Source organism: Undibacterium sp. GrIS 1.8 (assembly GCF_040544445.1).
GTDB lineage: Bacteria > Pseudomonadota > Gammaproteobacteria > Burkholderiales > Burkholderiaceae_D > Undibacterium.
On sequence record NZ_JBEONQ010000022.1, the window covers coordinates 33,139 to 49,729 of the forward strand.

Genomic DNA, 16,591 nt, shown 5'->3' on the forward strand with positions numbered 1-16,591 from the left:
GCTCAGGCAGCCTTGCTAGTTTGTTGCTGATGCTGCGACAGCAATTGTTCGGCTACAGCTAAGCCTGATTTCAAGCCATCTTCATGAAAGCCATACCCAGTCCAGGCACCGGCAAACCAGGTGTGCGCCTGGCCTTGGATTTGGTGTAAGCGAGTTTGTGCTTGTATGGCCTTTTGATCAAACACCGGATGGGCATAATCAAAGCTGGCCAAGACTTTTGCCGGATCAGGCTCGCTGATCGGATTTAAGGTCACGATCACGGGCGTACTGAATGGCAAAGGTTGCAATTGATTGATCAGATAATGTACGCAGACCTTGGGTTCGGCACCGCTTTCACTTTGGTAATTCCAGGCCGACCAGGCTTTTTTCTGCTCGGGTAAAAAGCGGGCGTCGGTATGCAATACCGCTCTGTTTGGCTCATAAGTGACTGCCGATAAAATGGTCTGCTCATTGGTGGAGGCGTCTGCCAGCATGCGCAGGCTCTGGTCGCTATGGGTTGCTAAAACGACGTGATCAAATTCTTGCAAACCATCTTTGGTCTGGATCTGTACCGTCTTTTTGGGTGTGCGATGAACCGCCAGAACAGGCGTGTTCAGATAACGATTTGGTAGCTCTTTGAGCATTTGATCGACATAGTGTTTAGCTCCGCCTTTGACGGTTTGCCAGCGTGGTCGGTCATTGACTTGCAACAAGCCATGATTGTGGCAAAACTGTACAAACGACGACAAAGGAAAGGCCATCATCGCAGCGGTAGGGCAAGACCAGATGCAGGCCGCCATCGGCAGTAAATACCAGGAACGGAATTCTGCGCTGTAGTGATGCTTATCTAAAAAAGCGCCGAGCGAAAGCTGAAAATCATTATTACTGTTAGCTGATGCTGTTGCCGCTTCTTTGGCCGTATTGGCCAACGCCGTAGTTTGTTTGTTAAAACGTAAGATGTCTCTTAGCATGCGCAAAAAACCGGGGCTCAACAAATTGCGACGTTGTGCGAAAACGGTATCAAGATTGGCGCCCGCCCATTCCATCATCCGCTTGCCGATGGGCATTTTTACCGAGAATGACATGTCGGTGGCGACGGTTTCTATCTCAAGTTCTTTAAATAGCTGAACCAGATTGGGATAGGTTTTGTGGTTAAACACTAAAAACCCCGTGTCGACACCATAAGTGCAGCCGTCTAGGGTCACATCTACTGTGTGCGTGTGTCCGCCAAAATAATCATTGGCTTCAAACAAGCTAACGTGATGTTGCGCCTGGGATAAGCGATAAGCGCAAGAGAGGCCGGAGATGCCGGAACCGATGACCGCAATTTTCATCATATTCAAACAAGGAAGGTAGTAGTCTATTAATATAATTGCAAAGTTACTTTGCTTCTACTGTCTTTTACGCATGACTTGAGTAAACGGATTCAATTCAAACGATTTATTGGCACAAGGATAATCTTTGATTCGCGGATCAGATTGCGGAATCTTTATGTTTAATTTTCACGTATAAAAATGGGCACGCCTTAGCGCACCCCCATTTATAACGATACATCAATTACTGACCGATCTTTGCGATGACCCGTTCTTTATAGTTTTGCCCCTGATTATTTACTTTGCGACCCGCAATTAAGCTTATTGCGCCAACGCTTTTTCGATATCTGCGACCAATTTTTTATCGTCTGGCGTAGTCACGCTGGAGTAAGCCGCTACGACATTGCCTTTGCGATCGATCAGATATTTATAAAAATTCCATTTTGGTGTGGTGCCGGTTGCCTTGATTAATTCTGCATGCAAGGGATTGACGTCTTTTCCTTTGACCGATGATTTAGAGAACATCGGGAATTTCACGCCGTAGGTATTAAAGCAAAAATCGGCGATTTCCTTGCTGTTACCTGGTTCTTGCTGACCAAAATCATTGGATGGAAAGCCGAGCACAACCAAGCCTTTAGGATTATATTTGGCGTGTAACGCTTCCAAGCCTTGATATTGGCTGGTAAAGCCGCAGTAGCTGGCAGTATTCACAACCAGAGTCACTTTGCCGGCGTACTGACAAAGATCTTGTGGCGCATCGTCTTGTAAGCGGTTAAACGTATGGTGTAAGACAGCAGGGCAACTTGCCGTAGTGTCTGCCAGTGCAGTATCCGGTATTGCAACGCTAGAAATGCCAGCAACCAAGCTGAATAATAATGCGCCGCTGATTTTGTGAGAATAAGACATACATGCTCCTTGATTACGATGACATCCAATTTGACTCGGTTTGCGTATCTTATATTAAGTTGAAAAATTCTGTCATACCCCAACATGAACAGAAAGTAGACCCTGAATTTGCACCATCTCAGAGTATGTTTTTGTGGATAAGTCCTGATGCGCTCATCTGAGGAATGTCCCGTTTTCACTTTTTATTTGTCGTGAAGCAGTCATATCTGTCTGGTAAAATCGAGTAAATATTTTTATTTTTGCTGTAACTTTGTAAGGGTCATTATGCTTTACCCAGAACTGTTTAAATCCTTAGAGCAAGTCCGCTGGAACATGGATACCGACATCAAGTGGGATCAGTACGATGCTTCTAAGTTGACGCTGGAACAGGCGCAAACCATCAAGATGAATGCGATTACCGAATGGTCTGCATTGCCTGCCACCGAAATGTTTTTGCGTGATAACCGGGGTGACAGCGATTTTTGCGCTTTTATGTCTATCTGGTTTTTTGAAGAGCAAAAGCATTCTTTGGTCCTGATGGAGTATCTGCGTCGCTTCCACCCGGAATTGGTACCAACCGAGGAAGAGCTGGATAAAGTTCGCTTTGAATTTGATCCTGCACCACCGTTAGAAACTCTGATGCTGCATTTTTGCGGCGAGATTCGTCTGAACCATTGGTATCGCTGCGCCTCCGACTGGCACACCGAACCCGTCATCAAACAAATTTACAAAATCATTAGCCAGGATGAAGCACGTCATGGCGGCGCCTACTTGCGTTATATGAAAAAGGCTTTGGGCGAAGCAGGCGATACCGCACGTGCAGCTTTCGCCAAGATTGGCGTCTTGATGGCATCTGCCCGCCGCACGGAAAAGCCTTTGCATCCGACCAATTTGCATGTTAATCAATCGTTGTTTCCTAATGACACCATACAAAGTCGCTTGCCAGATCCTGATTGGCTGGAGCGTTGGTTAGACGGGCAAATTAATTTTGATATCGTGTGGGAAAAGAAAGTCATAGAACGTATTTTGCATAATATGTCGCTACTGTTTGAGCGTACTTTTGAGTCGGTACAAGATTTAAATCGCTATCGTAAAGAAGTGTCACAAAGATTGGCTGCGAGTGACAATGCGGTGCTGGCGGCCGGCGTGGTGCCAGGCGCTGTTTAAGATTAATGGCTAGCCTCGGCTGCTCGCTAATCTGATCTGGTTTTAGCTAAAATAGCTGCATTCGTTTGCAGCTATTTTTTATATGTATTTAATATACTCCCCATTCATTTTATGAAATATGCCTTATTGTCCATTCATTATCTGGACGATTAAAATATACATGATGGGAGTATGTTGATAGATGTTCACAGGAATCGTGAAAATGATCTGGCACCAGGAGTCTTATCCGGTATCCGTTTTTATCAGCATTCTGCGTAATGACATTGGCCGATGGATTGAATCGATAGCAAAATAAATGGACTATTTCGAAAACAAAATCACCAGCTTCGCTGATCTGCAACAACGTGTCGCCGCCTTGCCAAAACCGGTCGTGATGACCAATGGTGTGTTTGATATTTTGCATCGTGGTCACGTCACTTATCTGGCGCAAGCACGCATGTTAGGTGGTTCTTTGGTGGTGGCGGTCAACACAGATGCATCGGTCAGACGCTTAGGCAAGGGCGATGACAGACCGGTCAATCAATCTCAGGACAGAATGGCGGTATTAGCCGCGTTGGAGGCGGTCAGCCTGGTCGTAGATTTTGATGACGACACTGCCTTGCAGGCGGTGCAACTGGCGCACCCCGACATTTACGTTAAAGGCGGCGATTACGATATGAGTGCCATCCCCGAAGGCCAGGCAGTATTAGCCTATGGTGGTCAGGTTGCTGCAATTGAATTTGAACATGATCGTTCTACCAGCCAATTATTAGCGCGAGTGCGCTCACAAAAATAAATAGAACCTGCGCAAGACGATTTGAGTTGTGTTGCAGCGCTCGCACTTAAATCGCGGTGGCGTTATTGCTCTGCATGGCGCATGCCATCTGCGTTTCTGCGAAGTGGTAGCGGTCTAATGGACAATCTGGGTTTTGACTTCAGCCCGCCAGTAGCCGCTCAAAATCCTCCGGCGGTATTGGTCTGGAAAACAAATAGCCTTGCGCAAAATCACACCCGGCTTGCTTTAATAAGTCACGTTGCTCTTCAGTTTCTACGCCTTCTGCAATCACTTTTAATCCTAGCTTGTGCGCCATGACAATAATGGCTTCTGCCAGAGCGCTGTCGCTTGATCCTGGGGTCATATTACGGACAAAAGACTGATCAATTTTGAGGTAGTCGATGTCGAATTTTTTTAGATACGATAGCGAAGAATACCCGGTCCCAAAATCATCCAACGCAACTTGCATCCCTGCATCGCGGAACTGTAATAATTTATCGCTGACGAGGGTGCTGGCGTCCAATAGCAAGCCTCCAGTAATTTCGATGGTAATTGCCTGACCGGGCAACTCTGCCTCATGCAAATGATTGATCCAGTTCGCATAACGAGAACCGTCGCGTTGGAATTCTACCGGTGATTGATTAATGCTGATTTGAAAATTCTTCTGCGCCGGATATAGGTTTCTCCAGCGTTGCAGCCAACGTACCGAGGCTTTAAAAACAGTCTCGCCAATATCAAAAATCAAGTCACTGGTCTCAGCAATGGCGATGAATTCCAGCGGGCTGATAAAGCCTCGTTGCGGGTGCTGCCAGCGTATTAAGGCTTCCGCTTTTTGGATGATGCCGGTGCTTAAGTCAATAATCGGTTGGAAATACACGGAGAGTTGTTGCTCTGCGATGGCGATGCGTAAATCGCTGCCCAACCGTAATCGCGCCAATGCCGCAACTTGCAGACTGGGTGTGAAGTAATTAAAACGATTGCGACCGGCATTCTTTGCAGCATACATCGCCTGATCGGCGTTCTTCAATAAGTCGTCCAGGCTGACGGCGTCATCTGGATACAAGGTAATGCCAATACTGGCAGATAAGAATACTTCTTCGTTCGCCAGTTGAAATGAGCTAGACATTTTTTTGATAATGCTTTGTGCGATCTGCTCTACGTCTTCCGGGTTATGTTGATCTGGAAGCGAAACAGTAAATTCATCGCCACCTAATCGGGCGACTGTGTCGGATTCTCTGACGCAAGTGAGCAGCCGTTTGGCAGCTTCTACCAGCAGGATATCGCCGACAGAATGGCCTAGCGTATCGTTTACTTCTTTGAAGTGATCAAGATCAATAAATAGCACGGCTAGTGAGCGACCATTACGCTTACTTTTCTTGATATCTTGCTCAAGCCGGTCATAAAACATGCGGCGGTTGGGTAGCCCGGTGAGCGTGTCGATATTAGCTTGCTGCCAGATCATGGCCTCGGCATTTTTACGTTCGGTAATGTCCAGATGCGTACCGACCATGCGCAGTGGCTTTCCCTCTTGATCACGTTCTACGATGGTGCCTATGGATTGGAGCCAGCGCCACTCGCCAGAGCGAGTTTTTTGACGAATTTCTACGCGATATTCGGAGATTTTTCCGGCCAGATAATCCTGGTAAATAGTACTTGCTTTATCTACGTCATCGGGATGCAGACGAGCGAACCAGGCGTTGCTGGTTTCATTCATTTCTGCAACGGTATAGCCAAGCATATTGGCATATTCTTCATTGACGATAGTGGCGCCGGTTTGTACATTTAGATCATACAAGCCCTGATGATTTGCCAACAGCGCCATGCGCAGACGTTCGGCACTTTCCTGCAAGGCGGTTTCTGCATTTTTACGTTCTGAGATATCGGTATGGGTGCCGATCACCCGTACTGGCAAACCTTGGGCATTACGTTGTATGACGGTGCCGCGGGTCAATATCCACTTCCAGGTACCGTCCTTGCATTGCACCCGATGTTCGTTCAAATAAATCGGCGTGAGGCCATCAAAATGCGCCTGACGGTCGGCGTACATTTGTGCCAGATCTTCGGGGTGAGTGCGCTTGTCTAGCTCTTCCGATAAGTCATTAATGTCGGTGCCGCCGTAGCCGTAGATTTCTTTCAGTCTTGGCGAGAGTATTTCTACCCCGGTTTGCGGTTACCAGTCCCAGACACCGTCGCCTGAAACTTCCAGCGCCATTTTCCATAGCTCTTCATTTTGCTTGTACTGTTCTTCGCTTTTCTTTTGCTGAGAAATATCCTGTACAAAAGCGTACACACCGCGTACGCCGTCAATATCCATGTCTGGGTAGAGTTCTATTGTCACCCAGCGGTCATTGCCCGTAACGTATTTCATATACGTTTCAAACGAGACAAATTCACCACTGAGTGCGCGACTAAGATGAGGGAGTGATTTTTCAAATGCCTGTTCACCGACTACGACAGACACTTTCAGACCAATCACATCGGTTTTATCGTAGCCAAACCATCGCTCATAAGTTTTGTTGGCGAACTGGTAGCGATACTCTTTGTCGATATACGAAATACAGACAGGCAGGGCGTCAATCAGATTCATCAGATCATGATTGGAATTTTGAAAGCGTTGATTGATTTGCTTGGTAGTGCTGATGTCTTCCACAATGCCGCGTACCGTACCTGCATGTTTGATCGCAGCGGCGTTGCTAAGTTGTTTGTCTGTATTCAGAATGCCGCGCTGTTGTAACCACTGAACCTCGCCTTTGGCGTTGGTCAGTTGGTATTCGATTTCAAACGGCGTGCCGTGGCGCACGGTGTTGCGCAAGGCTTCTTGCAATTGCTGCCAGATATCGCTGGGATAGAAACTTTTAGCCTCAGCCTTGGAGAGCCGTGCTTTGCTGGGATCGCGACCCATGATCGCGCACATCTGCGGTGACCAGACAAATTCTTCCGCTTCTTCATTCCAAGTCCATGTACCGACATTTTTCAATTGTGGCGCCTTATTGGTTGCTGTCCGGTCGTGCTCATTGGTGTTTAGCCATCATGCTTCAGTACGCTGAAGGGTCACGGCCTGATCTTGCCGCATAAATATTAACGCGTCGCTTGGTAAATAGACATACTTTTTCAACTCAAACGATCTGTTGTTGCAGTTTGCCAAAACTAGCAGAGATAGTTGGGATGCCCGCCTCAGCTTGAATCTTGCTTCGGCTTGGGCGATGTTTATTCAAAACTACCCAATTTGTTGCAGCTTATTTCATCTGGTCCAAACTGACTAATGCGTTCCGTCATTGCTCGTTTTAATATCCGCTGAAAAAAGAAAACCACTTTCTATGAGGTTATATATCGCATCAAGCAAAGCGCGTTGTTTGCAATTTAGCGCCTATTCCTCAGACTGATCTCTACCGGCAATAACTATATACTCCTGCATAGTATTATTTATTGTCCATATAAAGTCTGGACAATCAGGCAGTTTATTGAAAAATGGTGGGGAGTATATGGTTTTTTCGTATTCTTAGATTTCTCTGGATGATCATGCGCCGCCTGCAAAGCCGTTTTGACGCCACGCCTCATACACCACGATGGCGACTGTGTTGGACAGATTGAGACTACGGTTGTCGGGGCGCATCGGTAGCCGTATTCTTTGTTCGGACGGGAAGGACGCGCGTAACTCGGGCGCTAATCCGCGTGTCTCTGCGCCAAATACAAAATAATCGCCTGGCTGAAACTGTACGGAGGCAAAGGTGGATGAACCATGCGTCGTCATCGCAAACATACGCGTCAGATCGGGTTGCTCTTGTTCTAAAAACGCGGCGTAGTTTTTATGTACTTTCATCGTGGCGTAGTCGTGATAATCCAGACCAGCCCGCTTCATCTTGCTGTCATCTAGCGGAAAGCCGAGAGGTTCAATCAAGTGTAGCTGCACACCGGTATTGGCGCACAGCCGGATAATATTGCCGGTATTCGGCGGGATTTCGGGTTCGACCAAGACGACGTGGAACAAGGTGATTTCCTTTCAGCAGCGCTTTTTGCGCCGCTATAAATATGTTGGTTTTGTTAATGTATTAGTGGGGCAGGGTTCGGGCAAAAACATAATTGCTGATTCTACGTGCGCCAAAACGTTTTAACACAGTGGCGATTTCATGCAACGTGGTGCCGGTGGTCATGACGTCATCGACGATGCCGATATGCTTACCGTAAATTTGTTCAATCAATAGCTCGTTCGGGATGAAGGCGTTACGGACGTTTTTTTGTCTCTCATCAGGGTGCAGGCTACTTTGTCGGGCAGTGTTGCGGGTGCGTTCCAGCAAGTCGGGTAAAAATGGAATGCCAAGCTGACGAGATAAAGGTTTGCCAATCTCAACTGCCTGATTAAAGCCACGCTCAATCAATCTTTGCTGGCCTAGCGGCACCGCTGCCAGCAGATCAGGTAAATCGCCTTTAGCATCTTGCACAATCGCGTCGCGTAGCAAGTCGGACAATAGCGGCGCTAACATGAGCTGGTGTGCAAATTTGAGCGCCAGGGCTAATTGATCTACGGGTGCTACGTAATTGCAGGCGACGACAGTGTGATCAAAGCTGGGTGGGTTTGCGATACATTCGCCGCAGCGCACTCCACCTAGCGGTGTTTTTTCGATTGCAGCCGTCTGCGTGCTTTGCTCTATTTGATCTGATGATGTCGGCAGCGGCGTAGTGAGTTGTGTTGGTAGCTGAGTTAGCAGTGGCAGCGCGCACTGGCTGCAACGCGATACGCTTGCAGTGAAAAAATCCTCATAACAATCGGTACAGATCAATTCAGATTTTCTTGCAGACTTGTTTGACAGATGCAGGCCGCATAACGCGCACGAGGACGGCAAAAACTGGACAGTTTTTGCGAGCTGTGTGCTGATGGCGGTCGCTATTTTGGCGAAATGCATAGATGGCATGCGGCGAATTGAATGACAAGCGTGTAAACTCTGCGCATTATCGCACCCCCTCACACTGATTGCCATGCTCAGCGCCCCTATTGATTTAAGTCGTGTTCGTCGTTTGTTTGCAGATCCCCAAAAACTGGCGGGATCAGATTTTTTGCGTCGCGAAATCGCTAGCCGTATGCGGGAAAAATTAGAGCTGGTAAAAATACAGCCAGAACGTCTTCTGGATGCCGGTTGTGGTGAGGCAATCGATCTGATTCATATGCAGAGTTTGTTTCCGCAAGCGCATTTATTGGGGGTGGACGCATCGCTGCCGATGTTAAAGGCTGCGGCTGAGAAGCAAGCTAAGGCGCAGACTGCGGTTAGTCGAGTATTAGGGAAGTGGTTGCCAGCGGGTTTGCGCTCAAGTTCCCGGTCGGACTTGCTCTGCGCCGATTTTGCCCGTTTGCCGGTAGCGGCGAATACTGTCGATCTGGTCTGGTCGAATCTCGCTCTGCATTGGCATCCGCAACCCGATTTGGTCTTTGCTGAATGGCGACGGGTGTTGCGAACTGAAGGTTTATTGATGTTTTCTTGTTTCGGGCCAGATACTCTGATCGAATTGCGTCAGGTTTTTGCAAAAATTGACGGATTGCCGCATACCTTGCCATTTGTAGACATGCATGACTTTGGCGATATGCTGGTGAATGCTGGTTTTTCTACACCGGTGATGGATATGGAAAAAATCACCTTGACTTACAGCGACGTCGAAAAGCTCTTTGCCGATGTGCGTGCCTTGGGCGGCAATCCTCTTCTTACACGGCGCCAGGGCTTGCTGGGCAAACATGATTTTCGTCGTCTGTGCGACGCATTGCTACAGATGCGCGGTGCCGATGGCAGAATTCCGCTGACATTTGAGGTGGTATATGGGCATGCTTTCCGGCCAATACCCAAAAAATTAGTATCGGGGGAATCCATCATTCGCTTGGATTTTCCTAAAAAGTAATTTGGTATAGCGAAAATATTTTATAAATTTGCCGAAAATAGCAAATTTTAAGTGTCGTAATCTAGGCTCAATTTGCGCTTAATATTGGCGATTTGAACCGCATTCCGCTTGATATACCGCGGCTTTACGCCTTATACTCTCGCAGTTGTGGAAGTTGCCATCATGCATTGACGATCATTATTGAGTTAGAACACTAAGATATAACTTAAAGATGTAGTAAGAGTTCAATAAGGATTCAGTAAGCGCGTGTTGCAAATTAGGCACTTCTGTTAAAAGCATTCTAATGGGTTTTTTGGGGAAATCATGAAATACGCGAAGCGATTACCGTCGTTAATGCTTGGTGCCTCGCTCCTGGCGGCAGGTATGCCATCATGGGCAGTGGTGGATAGTCAGGGCGGTCCTGCAGTGATGCAGTTGAACTTGCAGACACCAGTGACGCAGATAGCATCACAAATTTATTCACTGCATAATTTGATGCTCGTGATTTGCCTGGTTATTTTTGTGGCTGTCTTTGGTGTGATGTTTTATTCGATTTTTAAACATCGTAAATCAGCAGGTCATAAAGCGGCGACTTTCCATGAAAGTACCACCGTCGAAATTCTCTGGACTATCGTCCCATTTATTATTGTGATCGCTATGGCCTTGCCAGCGACCAGAACAGTAGTAGCGATGAAAGATACGTCCAACGCAGATATCACGATCAAAGCAACCGGCATGCAATGGAAGTGGGGTTACGACTACCTCAAAGGTGACGGCGAAGGGATTTCTTTCTTGTCCACGCTGGCAACACCAAGATCCCAGGTCGGTTCTCCTGGCGTCGCTCCCTCTGAAGCACGTGGTGACAACTACTTGTTAGAAGTTGATAACGAAGTGGTCGTGCCGGTCAATAAAAAAGTTCGCCTGATTACTACTGCGAATGACGTCATTCATTCTTGGACTATCCCTGCATTTGGCGTAAAACAAGATGCGATTCCTGGTTATGTTCGTGATACGTGGTTTAAAGCAGAAAAGATCGGTACTTACCGCGGTCAGTGCGTGGAACTGTGCGGTAAAGAACACGCATTTATGCCTATCGTCGTCAAAGTCGTCTCTGATGCAGACTATAAAGTCTGGGTCGATGGTAAGAAAAAAGAAATGGCTGCAAAAGCAGACGACCCAAGTAAAGTCTGGACAGTGGATGAGTCTAAAGCGCGTGGGGAAAAGATTTATGCCGCGAATTGCGTAGCTTGTCACCAGGCTAATGGTAAAGGCGTACCAGGCGCATTTCCTGCCTTGGATGGTTCTGCAGTCGTGAATGGCCCGCGCGCCGGACAAATTGATATTTTGCTCAACGGTAAAAATAACAAAATGCCTGCATGGAAATCAGTTTTGTCAGATACAGAAATTGCTGCTGTAATTACTTACACACGTAATAGCTGGTCGAATAAAGCCGCCGAAAATATCGTTCAGCCAGCAGAAGTGCTCGCTGCTCGTAAGTAATAGCATAGTAAGAACAGGAGAAACTGATGAGCTCTACTACAGTCGCGCACGCTCACGACCACGCACATGATGACCACGCTCACGACCATCCACATGGCTGGCGTCGTTACTTATTTGCGACCAATCATAAAGATATCGGTAATTTGTATCTATGGTTCGCATTCACGATGTTGTTGTCTGGCGGTGTCTTAGCACTGATTATCCGTAGCGAATTATTTCAGCCTGGTCTGCAGTTAGTCCAGCCGGAATTTTTTAACCAGTTGACGACCATGCATGGTCTGATCATGGTGTTCGGTGCGATTATGCCGGCTTTCGTTGGCTTCGCTAACTGGATGATTCCGCTGCAAATCGGCGCGTCTGATATGGCGTTTGCCCGCATGAACAATTTCTCATTCTGGTTGATGCCTCCTGCTGCATTGTTATTGCTAGGCTCGTTCTGGGTTCCAGGTGGTGCAACTGCTGCCGGCTGGACATTATATGCACCGCTGTCCACGCAAATGGGACCTGGTATGGATATGGCGATTTTCGCCATCCACATCATGGGCGCTTCATCCATCATGGGTTCGATTAATATCATCACGACGATACTCAACATGCGCGCTCCTGGCATGACTTTGATGAAGATGCCGATGTTTTGCTGGACCTGGTTGATTACAGCTTATTTGCTGATCGCTGTAATGCCTGTCTTGGCTGGTGCGATTACGATGACATTGACTGATCGTCATTTTGGTACCTCTTTCTTTAATGCTGCTGGTGGCGGTGATCCTGTGATGTATCAACATATTTTCTGGTTCTTCGGACATCCAGAGGTATACATCATGATTCTCCCTGCGTTTGGTATCGTCTCGCAAATTGTTCCCGCATTTGCCCGTAAGCCTTTGTTTGGTTATGCTTCCATGGTCTATGCAACGTCGTCAATCGCGATTTTGTCTTTCATCGTTTGGGCGCATCACATGTTTACAACAGGTATGCCAGTGACTGCGCAGCTGTTCTTCATGTATGCAACGATGCTGATCTCTGTTCCTACCGGTGTCAAAGTATTTAACTGGATTGCGACGATGTGGAGAGGCTCGATGACGTTTGAGACGCCAATGTTGTTCGCAATCGGATTTATTTTTGTGTTCACGATGGGTGGTTTTACGGGTCTGATTCTGGCGGTAACGCCAATTGATATCCAGTTACAGGACACCTATTATGTGGTCGCTCATTTCCACTACGTATTAGTTGCGGGTTCTCTGTTTGCCTTATTTGCTGGTTACTACTACTGGAGTCCAAAATGGACCGGTTTTATGTATAACGAATTACGTGGCAAGATCCATTTCTGGGGTTCGCTGATTTGGTTTAACGTCACCTTCTTCCCTATGCATTTCTTAGGTCTGGCAGGTATGCCACGCCGTTACGCAGACTATCCCGCTCAATTTACCGACTTTAACCAAGTCGCTACGATTGGTGCATTTGGGTTTGGTTTGATGCAAGTGTATTTCTTGTTTGCAGTCGTTATCCCTTCCATCAAAGGTGGTAAGCCAGCGTTAGCAAAACCTTGGGATGGCGCAGAAGGTCTGGAATGGACAGTTCCAAGTCCAGCTCCTTTCCATACGTTTGAAGAACCACCAACCGTAAAATAAATTGGAGTAGAGCGTGTTCATCGCGCTCTTTAAAATAATGAGTAATAACAAGAAGGCCAATAACACGAGAACAGGGTTGATCCTGTTCACGGTTGCCTTAGTATTTTTTGTTGGTGTTATCGTTAAACAATCGTTTTTCCGCTAAGGCTAGCTAATGTCGGATGAGATAAAGCCAGACAAGTTTGGTCGCAAGCAACTGAACGCCAATATGCTGGGTAAGTTATTGGTGATCGCGGCATTGATGTTTGGTTTTGGTTATGCATTAGTACCCATTTACAAGCAAATTTGTGAATTGACTGGCGTAAATATCCTCACTCCGAAAGATATTTCCATAAAGGAAATTTCTAATTCGCAGATAGATCGTTCTCGTGAAGTGATTGTTGAGTTTGATGCAAATACCCAGGGGCCGTGGCGTTTTCGTCCTACCGTGTCTAGCATGAAAGTGCATCCGGGTGAAATGACGCAAGTTCTGTATGAAGTAGTAAATAAGCAGTCATACAAGATGGACGCACAAGCAATTCCTAGTTATGCGCCACAACAAGCGGCTGCCTACTTTAAAAAAATGGAATGCTTTTGTTTTAAGCAGCAAACATTAGAGGCAAACGAAGCAAGACAAATGCCTGTAGTGTTTTATATCGATCCGGAATTGCCTAAAGAAGTGAAGACAATAACTTTGTCGTACACATTTTTTGAGGTGGGCGGCAAACCAAAAACGGCTGCCGTCGCGACTGCAAGTAATGGTTGAGTATGGATGAATTAAAACTGGCAAGTAAGCGTAAAGCTTCATTTCTTGCAACCATGAGAGCAGTATGCTGGTCGTTTTTAGGAATACGCAAAAAGTCTGATTATGAGCAGGATGCAGCCCAATTAAATCCTGTTCACGTAATACTCGCTGGCATACTTGGAGCGATTATCTTCATAACGATACTGGTGTTAATAGTTAAAAGTGTCGTAGCAAAATAAAGTAACAAATTAAGTCTAAAAATTGTATCGGGAGATGGAAATGAGTTCTCAACACGCTAACGCACCATATTACTTTGTGCCGGGTCCGTCCAAATGGCCAGTTCTTGGCGGCACGTCTTTATTGTTGACCATGTTAGGCGCTTCGGCATGGGTTAATGGTGTGACATGGGGGGCATATTTAAATTTTGCAGGTATTTTTCTTACGTTGGTTGTTTTGTACAATTGGTTTGGTGATGCAATTGCTGAGTCGGAAGGCGGGAAATACAGCGCTCGTATCGATGTTTCCTTCCGTTGGAGCATGAGCTGGTTTATTTTTTCCGAGGTGATGTTTTTCGGCGCATTCTTTGGTGCACTGTTCTATGCCCGTAGCATCTCTATGCCTTGGTTAGCAGATCTAGATCATAAAGTCTTATGGCCAGATTTTGCAGCACACTGGGGTAACACAGGTCCGGCAGGAACTATTGAAGCGTTTAAAACAATGACGCCGTTTCCTATTCCAACTATTAATACAGCACTTCTTCTCACGTCTGGTGTAACACTGACTCTCTCGCACCATGCTTTGCGTGCAGGACACAGAACGCAAACTGCAATCTGGTTGTTTGCTACGATTTTGTTGGGTGCAGTTTTTATGGGTTGCCAAGCTTACGAATATATCGAGGCTTACCATGATCTGAATTTGAAACTCACTTCAGGTATCTACGGCTCGACTTTCTTCTTACTAACCGGATTTCATGGCTTCCATGTAACGATGGGTGCGATTATGTTATCGGTAGTTTTGTACCGCGTGTTGAAAGGTCATTTCACGCCTGAGCAGCATTTCGCTTTTGAGGGTGCTGCATGGTACTGGCATTTTGTCGACGTAGTGTGGCTCGGCTTGTATGTTGTAGTGTACTGGTTATAGTCCTTATTTAACATTAACAAAAAGCCGCACAATGTGCGGCTTTTTGTTGAACGTCTCATCTGTTAGTGAGTCTCAATCTATATCGCTAGCGAATGCCTGTAGGTTGTATCAATCCAAAATGATTAGCGAGTAATATCAACAAAAACAAGCTAATCGAAAATCCTACCCTAAATGCTAATGCTTTTACCGTACGGTTACTTTTTCCTTTATCTTTCATCAGAAAAACCAATGCCGAACCCATGCTAAAGATAATCAGGAAAAAAGCAATTGCGACGAGAATTTTCATGTTGTCCTGCCAATTAAATAAACCCTCATTGTAATGCCTAATTTTAATGCGCTATTTGAAAGATGAACAAGTTTAGATTTCGCTTTATTCCCTTGGTTATCACAATCGCTCTGGTCATACTTGGAGTGAGCTTGGGGCAATGGCAAAGCAGAAGAGCGTTGGAAAAAGAATCGATAGCACAGGTCCTAGAACAACGTGGGCAGATGCCTCCCTTGGTGCTTGGTGCATCTGAAGCGAGGCTTCCAGAATCAAGCTATAGACGTGTCAGCTTAACGGGTCAGTTTGAAGCGGAGTGGCCAGTTTATTTGGATAATCGTCCTCTACACGGTGTCGCAGGATTCTATGTAGTGATGCCATTTAAAATACAGGGCACAGACAAATATGTTCTTGTAGGGAGAGGATGGCAACCTCGTGATGTAAATGAACGTACCCGTATGAGGCCATTAATCACCCCAAACCAGCCGATCACCATTGAGGGAGTTTTGCTGGAAAATTTTGGACATGTCATGCAGCTAGGACAGATGGGCGATTTGAAGCCGGGTGCTATTATTCAAAACCTGAACCCTGGAGATTTAGCTAAAAAAACTGGATGGAAAGTACAAGAGTTCGTCGTAGAACAAACTTCATTATCAGATGACGGTTTGCAACGTGATTGGCCTTTACCATCGTCTGGTTCGGATAAGCATAGAGCATATGAATTTCAATGGTACGCACTGTCCTTAATGGCAGTAATTTTTTTTGTAGTAACAGGATATCGTCGTGGAAAAAATAAATAATCAACATGCAGGTCGCTGGAAACTTTTTTTGGTCTTAGCTGTTTGTGCTGCACCAATGCTACTGTCGTATTTGTTTTATTTTGTGATTAAACCAGAAGGTCGGACTAATTACGGCGCAATTCTCGATCCTCGTCTTTATCCTATTCCAAAGTTGGATAGCGTCTTGCTGGGCGGTGAATTCAAGGAATTGAGTGCTTACAAAGGTAAGTGGTTAATGCTGCAAATTGATAGTGGCTCTTGTGCTACTGCATGCCAAAAAAAGATGTACGACATGCGTCAGCTACGCCTGGCGCAAGGCAAAGAAATGGATAGGATGGAAAGAGTTTGGTTGATTACGGATGATCAACCGATTGATACGGTGTTGATCCGCGAATATGATGGAATGCACATGCTGAAAGTATCTGCAGACAAGTTAAAAAAATGGCTGCCTGTCGATACGAATACACAAATTAGCGATCACATTTATATGATTGATCCTCTGGGTAATCTGATGATGCGCTTTCCTAAAGATGCTGATCCCAATAAGATAAAAAAAGACATCAGTAAATTATTGCGCGCTTCTGCCATCGGTTAGATCAGA

The 16,591-nt window shown here is 46.2% G+C and carries 18 protein-coding genes; 11 read left to right on the plus strand and 7 right to left on the minus strand.

Annotated elements, in window-relative coordinates:
• Nucleotides 1-2: 2 nt before the first annotated feature.
• Both AAKU64_RS12085 and AAKU64_RS12090 read right to left on the minus strand, forming a co-directional pair.
• A complete protein-coding gene (locus tag AAKU64_RS12085; RefSeq protein WP_354329115.1) occupies nt 3-1,313 on the minus strand; it encodes an NAD(P)/FAD-dependent oxidoreductase in 1,311 nt (436 codons plus the stop codon).
• Between the two features lie 300 nt (nt 1,314-1,613).
• On the minus strand, nt 1,614-2,198 hold the full coding sequence (locus AAKU64_RS12090) for a glutathione peroxidase (protein WP_322120985.1): 585 nt from the start codon (nt 2,196-2,198) through the stop codon (nt 1,614-1,616).
• Between the two features lie 264 nt (nt 2,199-2,462).
• Between AAKU64_RS12090 and AAKU64_RS12095 the strand changes: the two genes are divergently transcribed.
• Both AAKU64_RS12095 and rfaE2 read left to right on the plus strand, forming a co-directional pair.
• Nucleotides 2,463-3,344 (plus strand): ferritin family protein, encoded by an 882-nt coding sequence (locus tag AAKU64_RS12095; RefSeq protein WP_322120986.1) that lies wholly within the window; start codon nt 2,463-2,465, stop codon nt 3,342-3,344.
• 295 nt (nt 3,345-3,639) lie between these two features.
• Nucleotides 3,640-4,119, plus strand: coding sequence for a D-glycero-beta-D-manno-heptose 1-phosphate adenylyltransferase (gene rfaE2, locus AAKU64_RS12100; protein WP_322120987.1), 480 nt, complete (start codon nt 3,640-3,642; stop codon nt 4,117-4,119).
• Between the two features lie 139 nt (nt 4,120-4,258).
• Here the strand turns inward: rfaE2 and AAKU64_RS12105 are convergent, their stop codons facing one another.
• The 4 genes from AAKU64_RS12105 to AAKU64_RS12120 all read right to left on the minus strand — a co-directional run bounded on the left by AAKU64_RS12105 (nt 4,259) and on the right by AAKU64_RS12120 (nt 8,999).
• Entirely contained in the window at nt 4,259-6,250 is a 1,992-nt protein-coding gene (locus AAKU64_RS12105) for a bifunctional diguanylate cyclase/phosphodiesterase (protein WP_354362197.1), read from the minus strand.
• An 18-nt stretch (nt 6,251-6,268) separates the two neighbouring features.
• Nucleotides 6,269-7,075 (minus strand): PAS domain-containing protein, encoded by an 807-nt coding sequence (locus AAKU64_RS12110; protein ID WP_354362186.1) that lies wholly within the window; start codon nt 7,073-7,075, stop codon nt 6,269-6,271.
• A gap of 540 nt (nt 7,076-7,615) precedes the next feature.
• Entirely contained in the window at nt 7,616-8,086 is a 471-nt protein-coding gene (trmL, locus tag AAKU64_RS12115) for a tRNA (uridine(34)/cytosine(34)/5-carboxymethylaminomethyluridine(34)-2'-O)-methyltransferase TrmL (protein WP_322120989.1), read from the minus strand.
• A 61-nt stretch (nt 8,087-8,147) separates the two neighbouring features.
• On the minus strand, nt 8,148-8,999 hold the full coding sequence (locus AAKU64_RS12120; protein ID WP_354362187.1) for a ComFC family protein: 852 nt from the start codon (nt 8,997-8,999) through the stop codon (nt 8,148-8,150).
• A gap of 73 nt (nt 9,000-9,072) precedes the next feature.
• Between AAKU64_RS12120 and AAKU64_RS12125 the strand changes: the two genes are divergently transcribed.
• From AAKU64_RS12125 to AAKU64_RS12155, 7 genes are all read left to right on the plus strand, one after another.
• Nucleotides 9,073-9,981 (plus strand): methyltransferase domain-containing protein, encoded by a 909-nt coding sequence (locus AAKU64_RS12125; RefSeq protein ID WP_354328971.1) that lies wholly within the window; start codon nt 9,073-9,075, stop codon nt 9,979-9,981.
• 303 nt (nt 9,982-10,284) lie between these two features.
• Nucleotides 10,285-11,460, plus strand: coding sequence for a cytochrome c oxidase subunit II (coxB, locus tag AAKU64_RS12130; RefSeq protein ID WP_354328973.1), 1,176 nt, complete (start codon nt 10,285-10,287; stop codon nt 11,458-11,460).
• Between the two features lie 26 nt (nt 11,461-11,486).
• Complete coding sequence (gene ctaD / locus AAKU64_RS12135) at nt 11,487-13,085, plus strand: cytochrome c oxidase subunit I (protein WP_354328975.1); 1,599 nt, start codon at nt 11,487-11,489, stop codon at nt 13,083-13,085.
• Between the two features lie 37 nt (nt 13,086-13,122).
• Nucleotides 13,123-13,230: a cytochrome oxidase small assembly protein gene (locus AAKU64_RS12140; protein ID WP_322121675.1), complete on the plus strand. Its 108-nt coding sequence runs from the start codon at nt 13,123-13,125 to the stop codon at nt 13,228-13,230.
• 9 nt (nt 13,231-13,239) lie between these two features.
• Nucleotides 13,240-13,830 (plus strand): cytochrome c oxidase assembly protein, encoded by a 591-nt coding sequence (locus AAKU64_RS12145; protein ID WP_354328977.1) that lies wholly within the window; start codon nt 13,240-13,242, stop codon nt 13,828-13,830.
• Between the two features lie 2 nt (nt 13,831-13,832).
• Nucleotides 13,833-14,048 carry a DUF2970 domain-containing protein gene (locus AAKU64_RS12150; protein WP_354328979.1) on the plus strand — a complete coding sequence of 72 codons (216 nt, stop codon included), beginning with the start codon at nt 13,833-13,835 and terminating at the stop codon, nt 14,046-14,048.
• Nucleotides 14,049-14,088: 40 nt separating this feature from the next.
• Nucleotides 14,089-14,949: a cytochrome c oxidase subunit 3 gene (locus AAKU64_RS12155; protein WP_322120996.1), complete on the plus strand. Its 861-nt coding sequence runs from the start codon at nt 14,089-14,091 to the stop codon at nt 14,947-14,949.
• 85 nt (nt 14,950-15,034) lie between these two features.
• Here AAKU64_RS12155 and AAKU64_RS12160 read toward each other — a convergent pair whose 3' ends face one another.
• Nucleotides 15,035-15,235, minus strand: a complete 201-nt coding sequence (locus AAKU64_RS12160) for a twin transmembrane helix small protein (protein WP_322120997.1) — start codon at nt 15,233-15,235, stop codon at nt 15,035-15,037.
• A 62-nt stretch (nt 15,236-15,297) separates the two neighbouring features.
• On the opposite strand from AAKU64_RS12160, the gene AAKU64_RS12165 reads away from it, so the two are divergent.
• Both AAKU64_RS12165 and AAKU64_RS12170 read left to right on the plus strand, forming a co-directional pair.
• Nucleotides 15,298-16,011: an SURF1 family protein gene (locus AAKU64_RS12165; protein ID WP_354328981.1), complete on the plus strand. Its 714-nt coding sequence runs from the start codon at nt 15,298-15,300 to the stop codon at nt 16,009-16,011.
• The gene (locus tag AAKU64_RS12170; RefSeq protein ID WP_503012565.1) at nt 15,995-16,585 is read left to right on the plus strand and encodes an SCO family protein; all 591 of its coding nucleotides are present in this window, start codon (nt 15,995-15,997) and stop codon (nt 16,583-16,585) included. Before AAKU64_RS12165 ends, AAKU64_RS12170 begins: the two co-directional genes overlap by 17 nt.
• Nucleotides 16,586-16,591: the final 6 nt, after the last annotated feature.

What these genes read in the sequence shown, in the direction of transcription:
- AAKU64_RS12085 (WP_354329115.1), bottom strand. Translation starts at nt 1,313, where the DNA reads ATGAAAATTGCGGTCATCGGTTCCGGCATCTCCGGCCTCTCTTGCGCT.
- AAKU64_RS12090 (WP_322120985.1), bottom strand. Translation starts at nt 2,198, where the DNA reads ATGTCTTATTCTCACAAAATCAGCGGCGCATTATTATTCAGCTTGGTT.
- AAKU64_RS12095 (WP_322120986.1), top strand. Translation starts at nt 2,463, where the DNA reads ATGCTTTACCCAGAACTGTTTAAATCCTTAGAGCAAGTCCGCTGGAAC.
- rfaE2 (WP_322120987.1), top strand. Translation starts at nt 3,640, where the DNA reads ATGGACTATTTCGAAAACAAAATCACCAGCTTCGCTGATCTGCAACAA.
- AAKU64_RS12120 (WP_354362187.1), bottom strand. Translation starts at nt 8,999, where the DNA reads ATGCATTTCGCCAAAATAGCGACCGCCATCAGCACACAGCTCGCAAAA.
- AAKU64_RS12125 (WP_354328971.1), top strand. Translation starts at nt 9,073, where the DNA reads ATGCTCAGCGCCCCTATTGATTTAAGTCGTGTTCGTCGTTTGTTTGCA.
- coxB (WP_354328973.1), top strand. Translation starts at nt 10,285, where the DNA reads ATGAAATACGCGAAGCGATTACCGTCGTTAATGCTTGGTGCCTCGCTC.
- ctaD (WP_354328975.1), top strand. Translation starts at nt 11,487, where the DNA reads ATGAGCTCTACTACAGTCGCGCACGCTCACGACCACGCACATGATGAC.
- AAKU64_RS12140 (WP_322121675.1), top strand. Translation starts at nt 13,123, where the DNA reads ATGAGTAATAACAAGAAGGCCAATAACACGAGAACAGGGTTGATCCTG.
- AAKU64_RS12145 (WP_354328977.1), top strand. Translation starts at nt 13,240, where the DNA reads ATGTCGGATGAGATAAAGCCAGACAAGTTTGGTCGCAAGCAACTGAAC.
- AAKU64_RS12150 (WP_354328979.1), top strand. Translation starts at nt 13,833, where the DNA reads ATGGATGAATTAAAACTGGCAAGTAAGCGTAAAGCTTCATTTCTTGCA.
- AAKU64_RS12155 (WP_322120996.1), top strand. Translation starts at nt 14,089, where the DNA reads ATGAGTTCTCAACACGCTAACGCACCATATTACTTTGTGCCGGGTCCG.
- AAKU64_RS12160 (WP_322120997.1), bottom strand. Translation starts at nt 15,235, where the DNA reads ATGAAAATTCTCGTCGCAATTGCTTTTTTCCTGATTATCTTTAGCATG.
- AAKU64_RS12165 (WP_354328981.1), top strand. Translation starts at nt 15,298, where the DNA reads ATGAACAAGTTTAGATTTCGCTTTATTCCCTTGGTTATCACAATCGCT.